Below are 16,906 nucleotides of genomic sequence, written 5' to 3'. Positions count from 1 at the left end.
GGGGAGGGTGTCGCGGTCACAGAACTCAATTTCCATGCCCCAGCGATATTCCAGAATCTCTGGCACCACCTCAAGGGCGAGGTCTTCCAGCGACCCACCCAAGGCTTCACTAAGGCCGCCGACTTGGCGTGCGAGTTGTTTCACTGCTCTCTCGGTGCGCTCTTGGGCTGCCGCCAGTTGATCCACTCGTTCTTCAGTGCGCTTCTGGGCTTGTGCCAGTTCTGCAACAGTGAGAGTCAGTTGATCCACCCGTTCTTCGGTGCGCTTCTGGGCTTGAGCGAGTTCTGCAACAGTGAGAGTCAGTTGATCCACCCGTTCTTCCGTGCGCTTCTGGGCTTGCGCCAGATCCGCGACAATCGCCTTTAGTTCGTTAAAGTCTTTGGCCTTCACCAAGTCGTCATAGGCCTCGCGAATTACTTCCGCCAGTAGGTGCGCCTGTTCTGGCGAGAACGCTGTCCGTAGTTTTTCTTCGAGTGCAGAGGTCATTGGTAACAGTCGCAAAAAAGCAGAGGCATCGTCATTTTTTAGAAAAGGGGTGTAGTCTACTATCCTTTGTGAAGGTCATTAACTTTTCTGAAGTTTTCTTTCATTTTTTCGCCGATACCGCTTAGTATAATCAACACACCAGTATTCTGAAGCACATCTCTCACTTTAAGGAGAGGAAAACATCTCAATTGGTTTTATTGTCAAATATCGCTGGTTGCTGCCGGAGTAGGACGAAACTTCGGTGGGGGTAGCAGCTCGGAGGCTAAATATGATGACATCAGATCGCGGTTTTAGTGGCGGGGGAACACCACAGTTTACAGAAACGCTTCAGCCGGAACGATTACTCCAGCAACTCAGCACTTCAGGAGGCACAGGTTGCTTCAGGGTGAGCGTTCAAGGGCAGCAGTGGTTTCTCTACTTTGATCAGGGAAGTATTGTCTATGCTACCCACACGATTGAACCGGGCGATCGCTTTGAGCGCCATTTGCGGCAACTGAGCTGGGACGTCTCCGCCTTGGATCGCGAGTTACGTGTCCAAGTCCGACAGCAATGGGAACAGGCCAACACCCCCACCCCGATCTATGAATATGAGAGTCTGCGCTGGTTGCTTACTCAAGACATCATTACCCCAGAGCACTTTAGCCATCTAGTCGAGGGGCTAATCGTTGAAGTCCTAGAGTCGTTTTTATATCTCAAGAGCGGTCACCATCAACTTGTGCCCTATGTTGAAGTGCCAATTGTCAGCCGCTTTGACGCCACCCGACTGATTCAGCAGTGCAAATCCCGAATTCAGCAGTGGCTCAGCCTTGGCCACAAAATTGTCTCGCCTTTTCAGCGCCCCTACTTCTTTAGTGGTGCGCAACTCAATTTAACCCCAGAGCAGCAGCAACGCTTGGGGTCGATGTTGCGGGGGTTTAGCTTCCGCCACTTGGCCGTGCTCATGAACCAAAATGAAATTGCCTTGGTGCGTAGCCTCTTACCCTTGATTGATAAAGGAGCCGTAGTCGTTCGTGAGCCGCAACATCCCTTTGATTTGCTGCCCAGTTTTGATGCCAGTTTGTGGCAGGAAACCACGCCTACCGTTACAGAGGAGAGTGGCGATTTGGGCAGTGGCTTTTTTACCTCAAAAGTGCCAAACCGTACCTATCGGATCATCTGCATTGACGATAGTCCGACCATGCTCAATGAAATTAAGCGGTTTTTGGCGGATGATGCCTTTGAAGTCATTGCCCTCAATGATTCTGTAAAAGCCCTGATGGAGGTGATGCGCCTCAATCCAGATCTGATCCTGCTGGACGTGGGGATGCCCAACATTGATGGTTATAAGTTTTGTAAAGTCATTCGCAACCATGAACGCTTTAAGTCAGTGCCGATCATTATGGTCACGGGTAACACGGGTCTCGTTGACCGCGCTAAAGCCCGCCTCGTGGGAGCGACGGACTATATGACCAAGCCCTTTACCCAAGCGGAACTCTTAAAAATGGTGTTTCAGTACTTGACGTAGTACAGGCAACCTGTGGGCAGTATATTGACAGTAATCGATTATTTGAATTGACATTTGGGAGATGACATGACGACGGTTTTAGTGGTGGAAGATACCCCCTCGGAAATGGCACTGATTACCTCGCTTCTTCAGGAATCGGGCTATACCGTCATTGCAGCCACCGATGCCAAGGAGGCTCTAGAAAAAGTCACGCAGTACAAGCCCGATGTGGTGGTGACGGATGTGGTGATGCCAGGGATGAGCGGATTTGAACTTTGCCGCAGTCTCAAGAAAAATCCGGAAACAGAAAAGCTCCCCATTGTTGTCTGCACGTCGAAAAACCAAGAGCTAGACCGCCTTTGGGCAATGAAGCAGGGGGCAGATGCCTATGTCACGAAGCCCTTCAGCCGTGAGGATCTCCTGCGGGCACTGAAGTCGGTGGTGGTGTAGCGATGCTTGGGGCAGCACCTTGGTTGAATCATGGTGAAGGGCGGGGCGATTCCCCAAAGAGTACGCTACGCGATCGCCCCCAAGGGGCGCCCTATTTGCGTTTGGTTATCCACGACCAATTAACGGCATTGCTGCCGATGACTGAGATTCAGCAGGTGTTGGTGATCCCACCGCAACAGCTCACGGTGATTCCTAATATGGCCGCAGTGGTGATGGGACTGCTGAACTTTCGTAACCGCATTGTTTGGGTGCTGGATTTAGCCCACTTGCTCAACTTGGAGCCACTGGATGCGGATATTTCGGTGTTGACGATCGCGCTGCTGCACACCCCCAAGGGATACCTAGGATTGGCGCTCAAGGAGGTACGGGGGATCATCCGTCTTGCCGAGGGAGCCATTCAATCGCCTGTGGGTACAGTGAGTGCGGCGCTGGTTCCCTACCTCAAAGGCTGTTGTCGCTTAGGAGAGGAGTTGTTCTTTATCCTTGATGGGGCAGCGATCGCCGAAAGGTCTTGCTCAAGTGTTCTTGCTGTTGATGTCGGATAGCCCTGCTGTTAATGCTGTTAGGATGTGCCAACAATGACCACTGCCAAACCCTCCCTTGATATTCCCCCTCTACCACCGTCGGTATTGAACTACCAACTCCCTCCCCTAGAGGAGAAAAAAGCAACCACCAACGGCAAATCCCCTGAACAACCCTTGCCGCCTCCTTCGCCACGGCGCAGGGGTTGGGGTCTTCGTCCAAAATTCATTACCCATGCTGTTGTCTTGGCTACACTGCCCATGGTGGGGGTGGGCTTCGTGGCCAATCAACTGGTACGGCAACAGTTCATAGAGCAGGTTATCTCACTCGAACAACAGGAGGTAGGGGATGCCGCAAGGGCGCTGAATGAGTATCTGCAAGACCGGCAAGGGGATGCACGGCTTATCAGTCTGTTCTTAAACAGGCACTATACTGCAGAACTTCAGCAGCGGAATCGCCGCAAGCTGGAAGGGGTTTTGAATGAGTTTGTTGAGAACTCTGCTCGTTTCGACAGTGCCGCCATCATTGCCAACGATGGCCAAGGGACTGTCATTGCCCAATCTGCAGCAGGCAACCAGCTAGCCAACAACATTCTCCAAAATCACGAGTACTTTAAGCTGGCAATCCAAACTCGGGGCTTGGTTTTAACGCTTGAGCCTACGCTGTCGCTGCCTGCCCCTAGCCGTCCTTTCGGGCTGTTTCTGGCAATGCCCCTGATCAATCCCCAAAACCAGCAAATCACGGCAGTGCTGCGGTTACGGGTACCCAAAAGTAGCCTTAAAGAGGCCTTGCGAGACTATCAGCATAACCAATATGAAAATTTTTACCTGATAGGGTCGCAGGGAAAAATCGTGGCTGCCTCTATCCCAGAGTTGCAGCGCCGACCCTTGGCGGAAGTCTTTCCCCAACTCAGTCAACAGTGGGAAACCAACCTCGCAGTGGGCACGCTGGTTGAACAACGCCGCTCTGATGGCAAGTTTCAGTTTGCTAGCTACGCCCGTGCTAACCACCCGTTTACCGCGGTTGTCCTAGATACGGATCGCGATTATGCGCTCAGACCGCTGCGAAACCTCACTTGGACCCTCCTGTTAGGGGTGGGGGTCACGGCCATTGTGGTGGCAGCAATTGCCATCTATGCCAGCGATCGCGAGATTCAACCCCTGCTGCGAGCCACCAAGGCGGTGACGAAAATTGGTGAAGGGGATCTCCAAACCCGTCTGCCTGTGGAGGGGGATGATGAACTGGCAACCCTCAACCGCACGATTAACCAGATGGCTGAACGGCTAGAACAGTCCCTCACTGAAGCCCAACAGGCGGCTCGGCGGGCACAACAATTGCGCGATAGTATTTTCCATTTAACCCAGCAGAGCGATCGCCAGCAAATTCTCGATAATCTGGTCAATGAGGGGCGCCATCTTTTGGGGTGCGATCGCGTGATCTTCTATGAATTTGATGAGAACTATGTCGGCAAAGTCGTTGCCGAGTCTGTAGCCGTCGGCTGGCCCCAAGCCCTCGAACAGGTGATTGACGATCCCTGCTTCCGTCAAAATTGGGTTGATGCCTACACCAAAGGGCGCGTGCAAGCCACGGCAGACATTCTCAATGCGGGTCTGACGGAGTGCCACCTCAAACAACTTGCTCCGTTGAAGGTGCGGGCCAACTTAGTCGTTCCCGTGTTGGTGGAGAAAAAATTGGCGGCGCTTTTAATTGCCCACCAGTGCAGTGAGCCGCGTCAGTGGCAGCAGCCCGAAATTGATGCTTTCCTCCAGTTGGCCAACCAAGCCGGACTGGTGCTTGAGCGCAGCAAATTTCTGGAGCAGACCACCGCTGCCCAAAAAGAGGCCGAACGCCTTGCCCAGGAGCAACAGCAGCGTACGGAACGCATTCAAATGCAGTTGATTAACCTGCTCACCGAAGTCGAGGCCGCCTCCCAAGGGGATCTGACGGTACGGGCCGACATCACCGCCGATGAAATTGGTACCGTTGCCGACATCTTCAACTCCCTCATTGAGAGTCTGCGGGATGTGGTGGTGCAAGTGAAAGCGACCACGGAAAAAGTGAACACCGCCCTCTTGGCGGATGAGACAGCCATGACTGAGCTGGCGGAAGAATCGCTGCGGCAAGCCAAGAAAGTAAATCGGATGCTAGATGCCGTTGAAGCCATGGCCAGCTCGATTGAATCCGTGGCCAACAGTGCTAACGAGGCGGCAGCAGTGGCGCGCAAAGCCTCAGAGCGAGCGGTCATCAGTGGTGAAACGATGGATGCCACCGTTGATAGCATTCTCTACCTGCGGGAAACCGTGGCCGAAACCGCCAAAAAGGTGAAACGCTTGGGCGAATCCTCGCAACAGATTTCCAAGGTGATTTCGCTGATTAACCAAATTGCCCTACAAACCAACCTCTTGGCCATCAATGCCAGTATTGAGGCGGCTCGTGCCGGTGAAGAAGGCCGCGGCTTTGCTGTGGTTGCCGAAGAGGTGGGTGAACTGGCGGCGCGATCGGCAGCGGCAACTCGCGAAATTGAGCACATCGTAGAAACAATTCAGCAGGAAACCCATGAGGTGGTGAGTGCCATGGAAACAGGTACCGCTCAGGTGGTTGAAGGCACCCGCCTTGTGGAGGTAACCAAGCAGAATCTCCAAGAAATTGTGCAGGTGTCGCAGCACATTGACGAGTTGGTGCAGTCCATTTCCCAAGCTACTGTCTCCCAAGCCCGCACCGCCAATACGGTGAACACGTTGATGCGCGATTTTGCCAAGGTCTCAGAGGGGATGTCGGCCACATCCAAAGAGATTTCTGAGTCGCTGCAAGCCACCGTGGACATGGCCCAAGAACTCCAAAACTCCGTCAACATCTTTAAGGTGACTGCTGAGGGATAACCATGCCCGAACCCGGCGTTGAGGAAACGATTCGTCTCCAGTTCCTCGAGGAGGCTCAGGACTACCTGCAAACGATTGAAGCAGGGATACTGGAACTCTCCCACCAGCCGGGGATGATTGATGCTGTACTGCGGGCGGCTCACTCCATTAAAGGGGGGGCAGCGATGATGGGCTTTATGTCCCTCAGTGAACTGGCGCATCGCCTTGAGGATTTCTTCAAGGTCTTGAAATCGCGCCCCTGCGACGATGTCGAGGTGCAACACCTCCTGCTCAAAGCAGTGGATCAACTGCAAGCAGTTATTACCCTCCATCGCCAAGGCGTGAACCCCAATGAGGGCTGGTGGCGCACCCAAGTCGAGCCACTTTTGAATGAGTTGCACGGACGCTTGGGCGATCCCACGGCGGAGGATGATTTGACGCTCCTCAGTGGCGATGATGGCCAGCAGATGCGGGTGGTTCTCTTTGAAACCGAGGTGGAAGCCTGCCTACAACGCTTGGAAACTGTTCTGGACACCCCCGGCCAACCCTGCCTCAGAGAGGAGCTGGCGATCGCCGCCCAAGAACTGGAAGGCCTCGGACAAATGCTCGAACTGCCTCAATTTGCTGAGTTTTGTGCCTCCGTCAGTGCCTATCTGGAGCAACCCAACTGTGATGTCAGCGCAGCGGCTGCCCACATTGTGCAGCAATGGCGACGCTGTCAAGCCCTTGTGATCACTGGTCAACTTGACGCTCTGCCCACGCGCTTGGAAATCCCGGAAACCGATGACGAAGAGGAGGACGAGGATCAAACCATTATTGATTTACCGCTGGCCAACCTCAATCAAGAATTAGGGGTCGAGGACTTTGCCAGTGCTGAAGTGGAGACCTTCTCCTTAGGTGATTTATTGTCCCCCCCACCCACCCCTACAGCAGCCCCTTCCCCTGCGCCAGAGGCTGAGACCACCCCAGTAACTCCCCAGCCCCAAGAACCCAAGGAAATGACCGTGCGGGTGCCGGGGCATCAGTTGGATCAACTGAGTGATCTGATGGGGGAATTGCTCATTGAGTGTAATGGTCTGGATTTACAACGGGAACGCCTCCATGATCTGCTAGTGGGTCTCAAGCAAAAAGTGCGTGCCCTTGAGCGTGCCAACTTTCGTCTGCGCACAGAGTATGACCGTGTCAGTGCCCCCCATCACTTTAATCCCCAAAATCAGCATGGCTTCGATGTTCTCGAGTTCGATCGCTATACCGATGTGCATCTGCTCTCCCAAGAGGTGATGGAAACCATTGTCCAAGTGCAGGAAATCACCAGCGATTTGGAATTGAGCCTAGAGGACACCGAACGCACTGGCCGTGATCTCAACCGCACCGCCAAGCAACTTCAAGCTCGGTTTACGCAAGTGCGGATGCGCCCCTTTGCGGATCTGGCCAACCGCTATCCTCGCCTAATCCGCGAATTGAGTCGCGAGCATGGTAAAAATGTCAACTTAGAGATTGAGGGCAGCCACGTTCTCATTGACCGCACGGTGTTGAGTGTGTTGGCGGATCCCCTCTTGCACCTTGTCCGCAATGCCTTTGATCACGGAATAGAACCCGCAGAGGAACGCCAAGCCCTTGGTAAGCCCACAGCGGGAACCATTACCCTAAAGGCGGCCTATCGCGGCAACCAAACCGTTATTACTGTGGCGGATGATGGCCGAGGCCTAAATCCAGAGAAAATTCGGCAAACGGCACGGCGATTGGGCTTAGCCCGCGACTGGTTGGAAACCGCGAGCGATCGCGACCTTTGGCAACTGATTTTTGAGCCGGGCTTTTCAACGGCCTCACAGGTGACCAGCCTCTCCGGGCGCGGTGTTGGCATGGATGTAGTGCGCACCAATCTGCGGCAAATTCGTGGGGACATCCAGATCCACAGTACCCCCGGCCAAGGCACGCGATTTATAATTACAATTCCCTACACCCTCTCAGTGGTACGGGTGCTCTTGGTGGAGGCCACTGGCATGCTCTTGGCGGTACCCACCGAAGAAATCGAGGAAATGGTGCTGGGCGATCGCTACCCGCCCATCGAAACCCTTGGCTCAACCCTAATTGACTGGGAAGGCTATCTCATTCCTGTAATTGACCTCACCCAGATTTTCCACTTTCAGCGCCCCTATCGTCCCGTGGAAATGGAGGGCGCACCGGCGATTAACGAACCAACCCTGATGATTGTCAGTCAAGGGGATAGTGCCCTTGCCCTGCGGGTCGATCGCTATTGGAGCGAGCAGGAAGTCACCATTCGCCAAGTCGAAGGCGAATTAGCCCTGCCCAAGGGTTTTAGTGGCTGCACGATTTTAGGGAATGGCCGCATTGTCCCCCTACTCGATCCCCTTGCCCTCTTTAATTGGGCAGAACAAGAGAGTTCTCATGCCCCTGTGGCTAGCCCCGTTGCCCCTAGCCAAGACACCGTCCTTGTGGTTGATGATTCAGTAAACGTGCGGCGTTTTCTCGCCAGTACCCTCGAAAAAGCCGGCTATCGGGTTGAGCAGGCCAAAGATGGTCAGGAAGCCATTGATAAACTCCAAGGGGGGCTACACGTCAACGCTGTTATCTGCGACATTGAAATGCCCCGCCTCGATGGCTTTGGCGTCCTCACTCAAATTCGCCGCATTCCCCAGTGCCAAAACACCCCCGTCATGATGCTCACCTCCCGCACGGGTCAAAAACATCGCCAGCTTGCAGAACGTCTAGGGGCAGCTGCCTACTTTAGCAAACCCTTCCGCGAAAGTGACCTCTTGGCCACCCTTGATCAGTTGATCCGCCATGCTTAAAAGCCGCCGTCGCCGCCAAAGCCAACCCGTTGTTTTAGAGCAGTTCCTGACCTTTATCGTGCGTCAAGAGCAGTTTGCCGTGCCCATGGCACAGGCCTATCGGGTCATTCCTTTACCGCCTATTCATGGCGATCCCCACCAGCGGGGGATTGGCCTTGTCACCTATGAAAATCACGAAATTCTAGTCATTGATATTGGCCGCTGTCTCTTTGATGATCCCCTCTCAACCTCAGAAACCCAGAAGCTAAAATTTTTGCTCATTCTCCAGCCCCGCTTAGCAGGGGAATGGCTTGGCCTGCCCCTCATAGAACCCCCCGTGATTGAGCGCATTCCACGGGATGCCATTCATCCTATTCCCAGTAACTATCTCCACTGGGGGAGTATTCACAACGTCAGTTCCCTCATGGTCAGTAGTCAAGAAGATCAGGAGCTACCCCCGATCTTTATCGTTGATATTGAGCAGGTTCTGCACACCCTAAAAACGCGATAACCTGCCTGCATTTCTAGATGGAGGCGCACCAGCCATGAGTACGCTGTATGAAACCGACTTTTATAGCTATTCCAATAGAGAATGAGATATCATCCAGCACAATACTTGCGAATCACTTCATCAATCGAACAGTTTGACCCTGCATGCCTCCGCGGGTTATCCAATAACTACAAGGGCTGTATTGCAGAAAGCTCTACCCAAATGAGATGCTAACTTCATCCCAACGGCCTGATAGTGCGATTGCCTTCAGTTCATCAATAGACTTAAATTTTCTACCCTGTTTAATTTCTTGAATAATTTTTTCAGCTTCTTTAAGCTCTAACCTCGGAACACTCTTGGCAAGATTCTTAGCGCTTTTATAGGAGTTGATGCGCACAGATTTTTGTTTTTGTGGATTGGGATTAGTCTTTGTCTCTTTAGAGATATCCTGCTGCAATTCACTAAATTTTCTTTTCAGATCATCCAATTCTTGGAAAATTTTTTCTAGAAAATTTATAATAACCTTATTTTGGTCATTTAAGCTCTTCTGTAACTCAGAAAATAATTTCATAGCTGATTGGGAATCTTGATCAACTAAGTTACTTCTCTCTGATTTTTGTGAATAAGAGCCATCATCTTTAGAATTTATTTGCAAGATAGATTTGCATCTTTCTTGGAAGGTTAGAACTTCTTCATCTTCAAGCTCAATTCTTGATGCCCATAATTGATGGATACCCAATTCACGGGCAAATTCAACTATCTCCTTGCCGAAGACCACTTCATACGCTGTCTCACCTTCTGGTGTAGTGACTGGACGAATAATGAGGGGGATGAGGTTGGTTTTATATTTGTCTAAGTCTTCACGGATCAGTTGTGGTGAAGCAGAGAATAAGTCTTTGGGGTAGGTCTCTGGGATTGTCAGATAATCAATATGAATCTGACCCTGATGTGTCTGATGTAAGCCGAGGTGCTTTGAGATGCGATTGGAGTGACTCATACTCTATGATGCCTGAGTAGAAAGATAGCGAGCTAAATTTTCAAATGAAGTCGTTAAATCATCAATCGATTCTTTATCTGATCGATTTAATTCTTCATAAAATTTTCTACTAAATATCGGTTGCTGAGACTCTGTGGCTCGCAACATCACAACTCGGTGTGCAATCCATGTTGATTCGGGTAGAATTTGCACGGTCTGTCTTCCATTGGCTGCTTTTTCAAGAATATTCGACAACTTCTCTTTCATCTCATAGTTAGCTGCCGATGTTGTACGATTATACATACTCACAGCGATTCCAAGGGGTTGAGGCGGAGTTTCCATGGCATCCCTCATGGCCTCAAGGCGGGCTAGAACGTACTCTATTGCCCGTATAGGGTAGGGAGCAAATTGCGTCGGTATGAGTACCCCATCAGATGCCATCAAAGCAATGGCATTGACTTTACCAAAGGCGGGTGGTGGATCAATCAGCACAATGTCATAGCCATGATTTTTGAGTTTTCGTTGTAATACCCGATCAATATCAATCGTGCTGATGAGTGCGGGTTCCTTGTCAGCTAGGCGAATGTGGGCGGGAACAATGTCAAGGTGTAGGTTGCCCCAAGCTCTTTGATAGACCACATCTTCTAGGCCAACCTTTGGCTCTAGCAATAGGTCAGCAATATCCTTCTTGCCTTGCTCTTCTACATCTTTGAGGGGGTTAATGCCGACGCCAATGGTTAAGTTGGACTGTGGGTCAATATCAATCAAGAGAACTCGCTTACCCATCGTGGCAAAGGCAGCACCAAGATTGAGGGTTAGCGTTGTTTTGCCAACGCCCCCCTTGTGATTAAAGACAGTAATGATCATGGGTGACTCCTGAGAAGCGGTTGAGGAGATAGACAAACTCTTTGCAAGTGCCTTTTCAAAATAATGATAGACTTTGAGCCTTTGCTGGGTTAAGGCAGTCACTAGAGCAGCGGCTGCAGAGCGGTGTAAAATTTTAGTCAGTTTCTGAATGGTTTGTTTATCGAGGATCCCTGAAGCACATGTCACCGGTTGAAGTGGTTCTCTAAGGGGATTTTGATACAAAAGGTGGTATTCTCGGCCATTGGTGAGTAACCCAAAAACAGCCTGCGCTGCTTCCATGTAGTACCTCAATTGCTGGCCACCCGTCAGCCGGGACTGCACTGGGGTTTTCACCTCAATGATCAGATAGTTCAGGGGGCGATCGCCCGCCATCGGTAAGGTCACCAAAAAATCAGGGTAGCCCTTTCCAATTCGAGGTTTGGCTTGATACTCAGAAGACTGATAGCCCCACTGCTTGAGCAACGGTAGGATAATTTTCTGTTCCGTATTTGCTTCATTGCCCATGGGAAGCCGCTATGCAGGGAGCGCGCTCAGAGGCACATCTAACAAAATTATCCTTGACAACAATAAGCAATTCAATTTGTTAACAAATCTTTATAATATGATCTAAATATGACAAGTGCATGGTGATTCTCCCTTAAGCCAAGCGTGCCAGCCAGTCTGGCATTTCCCACTCCAGTATATTTTTGGGGGTTTGAAGCATGACTTCTTCATACTCTGGATTGAATTGATAGTCACCTGCGATCAACTGCTGAGCATCGTGACTGAGTAACTCTTCAAAGGAATTGACAAGAACTTCATAGCTACAGTTTTCGTTACAAACCTCGATCACCTGCCCGATCGTCCCTGTGGGCGCGGGGTCAAGGTTAATGTATCGCAGAATGTTACCATTCATACAAGTAATTGGAATCCAGTGGGGATAATAAATCAACGGTTTCACCGCCCCTTTGATAAAAATAACTTGGGAAGCCACCCGACTCTTCCAAAAGGAAATGCTAAAGAAATCAGGGTCTTGGCAACTGCGGCCAATGTCTTGATCGAGTTCGTATTGCTGCCAAAGACACTCAAAACTCTGAAAACTGGTACAGAAGAGAATCGCATCCCCTTCATGTACGCCACATTTCAGAAAAGAGCTGTTGCACAATAGCAATAGATGCTTGAGGTGAAGCAGATGCCCTCTCTACGTTATCTCGATGCTTTGGAGTATGCCGCTGTTCTGCATCGTGAACAAACGCGCAAGGGATCAAATGTGCCCTATATTTCCCACTTAGTCGCAGTATCAATGATCGCCCTTGAGTATGGTGCCGATGAGGATGTGGCGATCGCCAGCTTGCTCCATGATGCTGTTGAAGATCAAGGGGGACTGCTGACCCTAGAGGCTATTCGTGAGCGTTATGGCGATCGCGTTGCTGCAATTGTCCGCGCCTGTTCTGATTCAGTGGCCAATACCCTAGAAGGAGATGCAAAATTGCCTTGGGCAACTCGCAAACTAGCCTATATCAAACACATCCAACAGGGCACCACTGCCGATCGCGACACTCAACTGGTCTCCGCCAGTGATAAATTGCACAACCTACTGTGCATTCTTAGAGACTATGGCAACATTGGTGGTGATGTTTGGGCACGTTTTCGGGCGGGTCGAGAGGGGGTTCTTTGGTACTACCGCGAGTTGATTGCTGCCTTTGAGGGTGCTCATCTTATTCCTCTAGGCCTGTTAGAGCAGTTGCAACACACCTACCAAGAACTGACCCGTGCCGTTGTGAGTCGGGAGGGCTTTGTGCTGCCGTCTAGTTATGTGCCTATGGTATAGGCCAAGGGTGGTGCTTCCCTAGAGTCTCCGCAGGAGTAGTATCATGAAAGCAATTTCAAGCCCACTGGCGTCACCAAGTTAGGAGCATCAATCAATGGATGGCTTTTGGGAAAATGTCCTGCGCTACCAACGGTATTTTGTTACGGTTCTATTGGGCGTAGTGTGGAATGTCGTTGAGCCATTGGTGCCTCTTTTGAAGCGTCCGCTGAGCGCGATCGCCCTTATTGGCCTCATGGTGGGACTCCTCACATTTGTGGCATTGACGTTACGCGCAATGTTGGGTTTAACCGCTGCATAAGGTGGCACGATGACCTCTTCCCTGCCCATCAAGGCACAAATTGACCTGATTTTGCTGAGTCTCGAAGCCTTGGCTCATGTGGGTTCGGCAGAGGTACTAGCATTGGCAGAAGCCATGGGGTTTGAGGCCTATTTGCCCGATCGCGTGGGGTTATGGCGACTGCGGCAATCAAGTCCCCTGCGGCGAGGTCGTAATGGGCGACGCAAATTGGATGTGGATGAAGCCCGTGCCTTGGCCTTGATCTGCACCCGCTTAGCGCAGCAACACCAGCAAACCATCCGCACCGCCATTGAACGCTGGCAACAGCAGACGAGTCAAGGTCGCCCGCCCCACTTAGAACCCATTCTCGGGGATTACATTGACCGCTTCACCAATTTGTATCAAGAGCGAATGGCCGACAACAGCAGCGATGGTCGTGAATTGGCACAACTGGCCTTAGATTTACTCGTGGATTTGCTCTTTTACAGTACGCCCCAAGGGGCACGTCGCCTTTGGATCACCCTGCTAGAACGCACTACTCCCGCGCCCCCCTCACTATCGTTGGTGGAACCTGAACCAATACCTGCACCAGCTCCTGAATTGCCCACCCTGTTTCCCCATTCCGATGTCTAATGAGTACCACCCTCAGCTACTCTCAACCCACCTGCCAATTGGATGTTGCTGCTGAATTTTTGCCCTTCAGTCAGAAGCTGCGCCGTGCGCCGGTGCGATCGCTCCACTTTACACTGGCTGTCGGAGAAAAACTCTGCTTTGAGGGCAACGATCGCCAGCTCTATCAACTCAAAACGCTGGTCAACGAGTATATTGAGGCTTTCCTGAGTCATCACCAAACACCGACAGAAGTAACCGCAGAGGGCTTTGTCCTGCGATCGCGATCGCCCCTCGAACATGAACTCCATCTACCCGATGGGCAGGTAATTCTTCTGCAACTGACAGAACTATACGATTTGGTGACGGTTCTTGATGACTGGTCTGCCGTGATGGAGCCGTTGCCGGAACTGGTGGAGCGCGCCCAATCAATTGTTGCTCAAATCCCAATCTGGGCCAAAAGTGCAGCGGTGGCCGTGGGTGTGGTTGCTGCCTTCACCCTTGTTACCCAACGTTGGCTCATCCCCCCCGCTTCAATGGTCGTCACTTCCTCTGAGGCCACCCGTGAGGAACCTAACTTGCCTCCCCTAGCGATGCCATCCCCTTTGCCAGAATTGCCAGAACCTGCGGAAACCCCACAACTGGCTCCCCTACCTAGCCCGCCGCCAGCTGCCCCTGAAACATCTACCCTTGTGCCGCTGCCCTCACCACCAGAAATGCCGCCCCCAGCGATCGTGCCACCCCCGCCCCCTGTTCCCCAAGAGGCACCTCCCCCGCAACCCCCTGATCAAAATAACGTGGTGGTGCAAGCTCCCGCTGGCCGCGCGCCCGCCAGTATTGAACCTGCCCCAATGATCACCCCTCCAGCCGAAACCACCCCCGTCCCTGCAACCACCCTGCGGGAGGTGAAAACCTATTTTCAAGACCGTTGGCGCCCACCGGCCAGTTTAGACACGAGTTTGGAATACCGCATTGTGCTCAACCCCGATGGCACCCTTGCTCAAGCGCTGCCCCTCAATGGTGCAGCCGTTCGCTTTATTGATCGCACCCCAATTCCTTTACAGCAAAGCCCCCTTGCCAGTCCCTTGGGGGGCGATCGCCCGATTTTACTGCGGTTAGTGTTGATGCCCTCTGGAAGCGTGCAAGTGTTTGGTGAAAATTGATGTTCTATGAGGCACTTGAAGAGACGGCGGGGGTAATCGTCGCAATTTCCTGCAAGCGTTTCTTGACTTCGGCGGCGTTGGGATAGCGTTCCCGAGGATCAGGATGGGTCAAGCAGTTAATTAAATCCACCATCAGCGGATCCAAATGGGGAATGTCCTCGGCATAGAGACGATATTCACGGGTGCCCCAGCGGAAATAGGTTTCTGGTTCATAGCCCGTGAGCAAGTACACCATCGTTGCCCCCAAGGCAAATAGATCGGAAGCGGGTTCGGGTTTTCCCTCCTGCTGTTCTGGCGCCGAATAGCCCACTGTCCCAATAAATGTCCCTGAGTCAGAGGTTAAGACGGATGCTTTGCCCCAGCCCACAAGCACGAGTTCTGTTGTTTCCCGTTTAACGTAGGGATGAATGAGATTGGAGGGACGAATGTGTAAATGCAACACAGGGGGGGCTTGCTGGTGCAGCACCTCAAGCAATTCACACACAGGAATCAGCCAACGACTGACCTCAATCACGTTCATTGGCCCTTGATCCTGAATCCGCTGTTTTAGGGATTGGCCATAGATCATTTCTGAGACCAAGTAGGAATCGCTGCCGCACTGAAAGGCCTCCCAAAACTGGGGTAAGACCGGATGCTCGATTTTGCACAATTGCCGCGCTTGGCGCTGAAAGGCACGGATTTCGTTGCGTGACGCTGCAAGACTATGTCCCTTAATCACCGCCGTTAAGCCACTGCGCCAGCCCAAATAAATGTTGCTTTGACCAAGGGCACGAATAATCTGGTAGTTGCCGAGGGTTTTCCAGACGCGCAGAGGCACACCGCAGTCAATGCAAAAAACATCGTTCTCTTGGGCATGGTTGTGCTGGCAATCGGGGGGAGCACGCCACTCGCTGAGTAAATGAACCGGTAGTTGGCCTGTCACCGCAAACTCAGCCTCTTCCTCCGCTTGGGCGGTGGCACTGCTACTACTGGTGGTGGGGGTGCTTTCTTCAGCACGGGAGGTGGGTTCGGCGGCTGTACCGATGGCTTCTTCTTCCCCTGAATAGGTGCCCTTCTCAACATCCACCAAGCGACCTTCGGGCACCGTTTCCATGCGGACATTGGGAGTGGTGGGACGCTGATCAGAACCGAGGCGAATTTGAATATTGGGTCCAGAGCGAGCCAAACGCAGGATGCCACCATCCATCAAGGTTGCCTGTTGAATACGTTTGCCATCCAAATAGGTGCCGTTGGTGCCAAGATTGACCACTTCCCATTGCAAGCCATTACGACGGAGTTCCACATGGTGACGCGACACCACCGCGCTATAGAGCACGACGTGATTATCGACTGCTCGGCCAATACGGATGACATTTTCATTCTCAAAGGTCCAGCTTTGGACTGGGGTGGCTTGAACGGGATGGAGTAATGTCAATGTAATCACGTTGTCTAACCGCCTCTTCGTACCTGAATACACTCTAAAGAACTAGGAGATGCGTTCATAGATAAAAGTGACTAAATCTCCCTTGCCTAAGGCAATGCGATCGCCCGATTGCAGGCGGTGACGATTGCCCGGATAAAGGGGAGTATTGTTAATGTAAGTTCCATTAGCACTTCCCACATCTTCAATATAGTGGGCATTCCCCTCAATCCGCAGATCTGCGTGGATACGGGAGACAATTTCTGAGTTGGGAAAGCCAGCCACATCAATATCGGGGGGAATCCGATCATTGGGCTTGCCAATATGAATGACGGGACGCCCTGTGGGAATTTGCAGTTCTGTGCGAGTTTGCACATGAATCAGCTTGGCTTCAATGGTGGCAATCTCAACCGAGAAGACATGGGCCGGTGGTGGGGGCGGCGGGGGTAGCGTTGTCAGGCGGCCTTGATGGGCAACGGCTTCCACGGTTGGTGCAGCACTGGCTGTGTGTTGCATTACCTCTGGCATTGGGGGTGCACTGACGGCAAGGCGACGCAGATTGAAACCACACTGGCCACAAAAACTAGCGTCTGGTTGAACTGGGGCACCGCAATTTGGACAAGGAGTCATACTGGGCATGGGCGAAAAGCACACTTCACATTGAACAGCACCAACGGGATTGGGATGGAAACACTCGGAACAGATCATCATAGAAATGATGTCC

The 16,906-nt window shown here is 52.0% G+C and carries 15 protein-coding genes and 1 pseudogene; 10 read left to right on the top strand and 6 right to left on the bottom strand.

The window, feature by feature from the left end:
• Window positions 1–486: pseudogene (locus RHK62_RS12885) on the bottom strand (hypothetical protein); the annotation flags it as partial.
• A 268-nt stretch (window positions 487–754) separates the two neighbouring features.
• Here RHK62_RS12885 and RHK62_RS12880 point away from each other — a divergent pair.
• The 6 genes from RHK62_RS12880 (at window position 755) to RHK62_RS12855 (ending at window position 9,102) form a co-directional block, all read left to right on the top strand.
• Window positions 755–1,990: a response regulator gene (locus RHK62_RS12880; RefSeq protein ID WP_302678485.1), complete on the top strand. Its 1,236-nt coding sequence runs from the start codon at window positions 755–757 to the stop codon at window positions 1,988–1,990.
• 66 nt (window positions 1,991–2,056) lie between these two features.
• A complete protein-coding gene (locus RHK62_RS12875) occupies window positions 2,057–2,419 on the top strand; it encodes a PleD family two-component system response regulator (RefSeq protein WP_206200491.1) in 363 nt (120 codons plus the stop codon).
• A 2-nt stretch (window positions 2,420–2,421) separates the two neighbouring features.
• Window positions 2,422–2,964 (top strand): chemotaxis protein CheW, encoded by a 543-nt coding sequence (locus tag RHK62_RS12870; protein ID WP_302678484.1) that lies wholly within the window; start codon window positions 2,422–2,424, stop codon window positions 2,962–2,964.
• Between the two features lie 33 nt (window positions 2,965–2,997).
• Complete coding sequence (locus tag RHK62_RS12865; RefSeq protein ID WP_310453806.1) at window positions 2,998–5,820, top strand: methyl-accepting chemotaxis protein; 2,823 nt, start codon at window positions 2,998–3,000, stop codon at window positions 5,818–5,820.
• Between the two features lie 2 nt (window positions 5,821–5,822).
• Entirely contained in the window at window positions 5,823–8,612 is a 2,790-nt protein-coding gene (locus tag RHK62_RS12860; RefSeq protein ID WP_310453805.1) for a hybrid sensor histidine kinase/response regulator, read from the top strand.
• A complete protein-coding gene (locus RHK62_RS12855) occupies window positions 8,605–9,102 on the top strand; it encodes a chemotaxis protein CheW (RefSeq protein WP_206200487.1) in 498 nt (165 codons plus the stop codon). The genes RHK62_RS12860 and RHK62_RS12855 overlap by 8 nt, the downstream gene beginning before the upstream one ends.
• 193 nt (window positions 9,103–9,295) lie before the next feature.
• On the opposite strand, the gene RHK62_RS12850 is transcribed toward RHK62_RS12855, so the two are convergent.
• The 3 genes from RHK62_RS12850 to RHK62_RS12840 form a co-directional block, all read right to left on the bottom strand.
• Complete coding sequence (locus tag RHK62_RS12850; RefSeq protein WP_310453804.1) at window positions 9,296–10,078, bottom strand: hypothetical protein; 783 nt, start codon at window positions 10,076–10,078, stop codon at window positions 9,296–9,298.
• A 3-nt stretch (window positions 10,079–10,081) separates the two neighbouring features.
• Window positions 10,082–11,428, bottom strand: a complete 1,347-nt coding sequence (locus RHK62_RS12845) for an AAA family ATPase (RefSeq protein ID WP_302678480.1) — start codon at window positions 11,426–11,428, stop codon at window positions 10,082–10,084.
• A gap of 133 nt (window positions 11,429–11,561) precedes the next feature.
• On the bottom strand, window positions 11,562–12,074 hold the full coding sequence (locus RHK62_RS12840) for an SMI1/KNR4 family protein (protein ID WP_310744299.1): 513 nt from the start codon (window positions 12,072–12,074) through the stop codon (window positions 11,562–11,564).
• 21 nt (window positions 12,075–12,095) lie between these two features.
• Between RHK62_RS12840 and RHK62_RS12835 the strand changes: the two genes are divergently transcribed.
• The 4 genes from RHK62_RS12835 (at window position 12,096) to RHK62_RS12820 (ending at window position 14,783) form a co-directional block, all read left to right on the top strand.
• On the top strand, window positions 12,096–12,734 hold the full coding sequence (locus RHK62_RS12835) for an HD domain-containing protein (protein ID WP_149821309.1): 639 nt from the start codon (window positions 12,096–12,098) through the stop codon (window positions 12,732–12,734).
• A gap of 94 nt (window positions 12,735–12,828) precedes the next feature.
• The gene (locus RHK62_RS12830; protein ID WP_149821311.1) at window positions 12,829–13,032 is read left to right on the top strand and encodes a DUF751 family protein; all 204 of its coding nucleotides are present in this window, start codon (window positions 12,829–12,831) and stop codon (window positions 13,030–13,032) included.
• 9 nt (window positions 13,033–13,041) lie between these two features.
• Complete coding sequence (locus RHK62_RS12825) at window positions 13,042–13,644, top strand: DUF3038 domain-containing protein (protein ID WP_149821313.1); 603 nt, start codon at window positions 13,042–13,044, stop codon at window positions 13,642–13,644.
• Window positions 13,644–14,783, top strand: a complete 1,140-nt coding sequence (locus RHK62_RS12820) for a DUF4335 domain-containing protein (RefSeq protein ID WP_302678478.1) — start codon at window positions 13,644–13,646, stop codon at window positions 14,781–14,783. Before RHK62_RS12825 ends, RHK62_RS12820 begins: the two co-directional genes overlap by 1 nt.
• A 4-nt stretch (window positions 14,784–14,787) precedes the next feature.
• On the opposite strand, the gene RHK62_RS12815 is transcribed toward RHK62_RS12820, so the two are convergent.
• Both RHK62_RS12815 and RHK62_RS12810 read right to left on the bottom strand, forming a co-directional pair.
• Window positions 14,788–16,206: a protein kinase domain-containing protein gene (locus tag RHK62_RS12815; protein ID WP_302678477.1), complete on the bottom strand. Its 1,419-nt coding sequence runs from the start codon at window positions 16,204–16,206 to the stop codon at window positions 14,788–14,790.
• Window positions 16,207–16,248: 42 nt separating this feature from the next.
• Window positions 16,249–16,893 (bottom strand): FHA domain-containing protein, encoded by a 645-nt coding sequence (locus tag RHK62_RS12810; protein ID WP_206200481.1) that lies wholly within the window; start codon window positions 16,891–16,893, stop codon window positions 16,249–16,251.
• Window positions 16,894–16,906: the final 13 nt, after the last annotated feature.

The organism is Thermosynechococcus sp. HY213 (assembly GCF_031460975.1).
Classification (GTDB): Bacteria; Cyanobacteriota; Cyanobacteriia; order Thermosynechococcales; family Thermosynechococcaceae; genus Thermosynechococcus.
The sequence above is the reverse complement of the archived record's forward strand: the minus strand, read 5'-3'. Positions and strand labels throughout refer to the sequence as shown.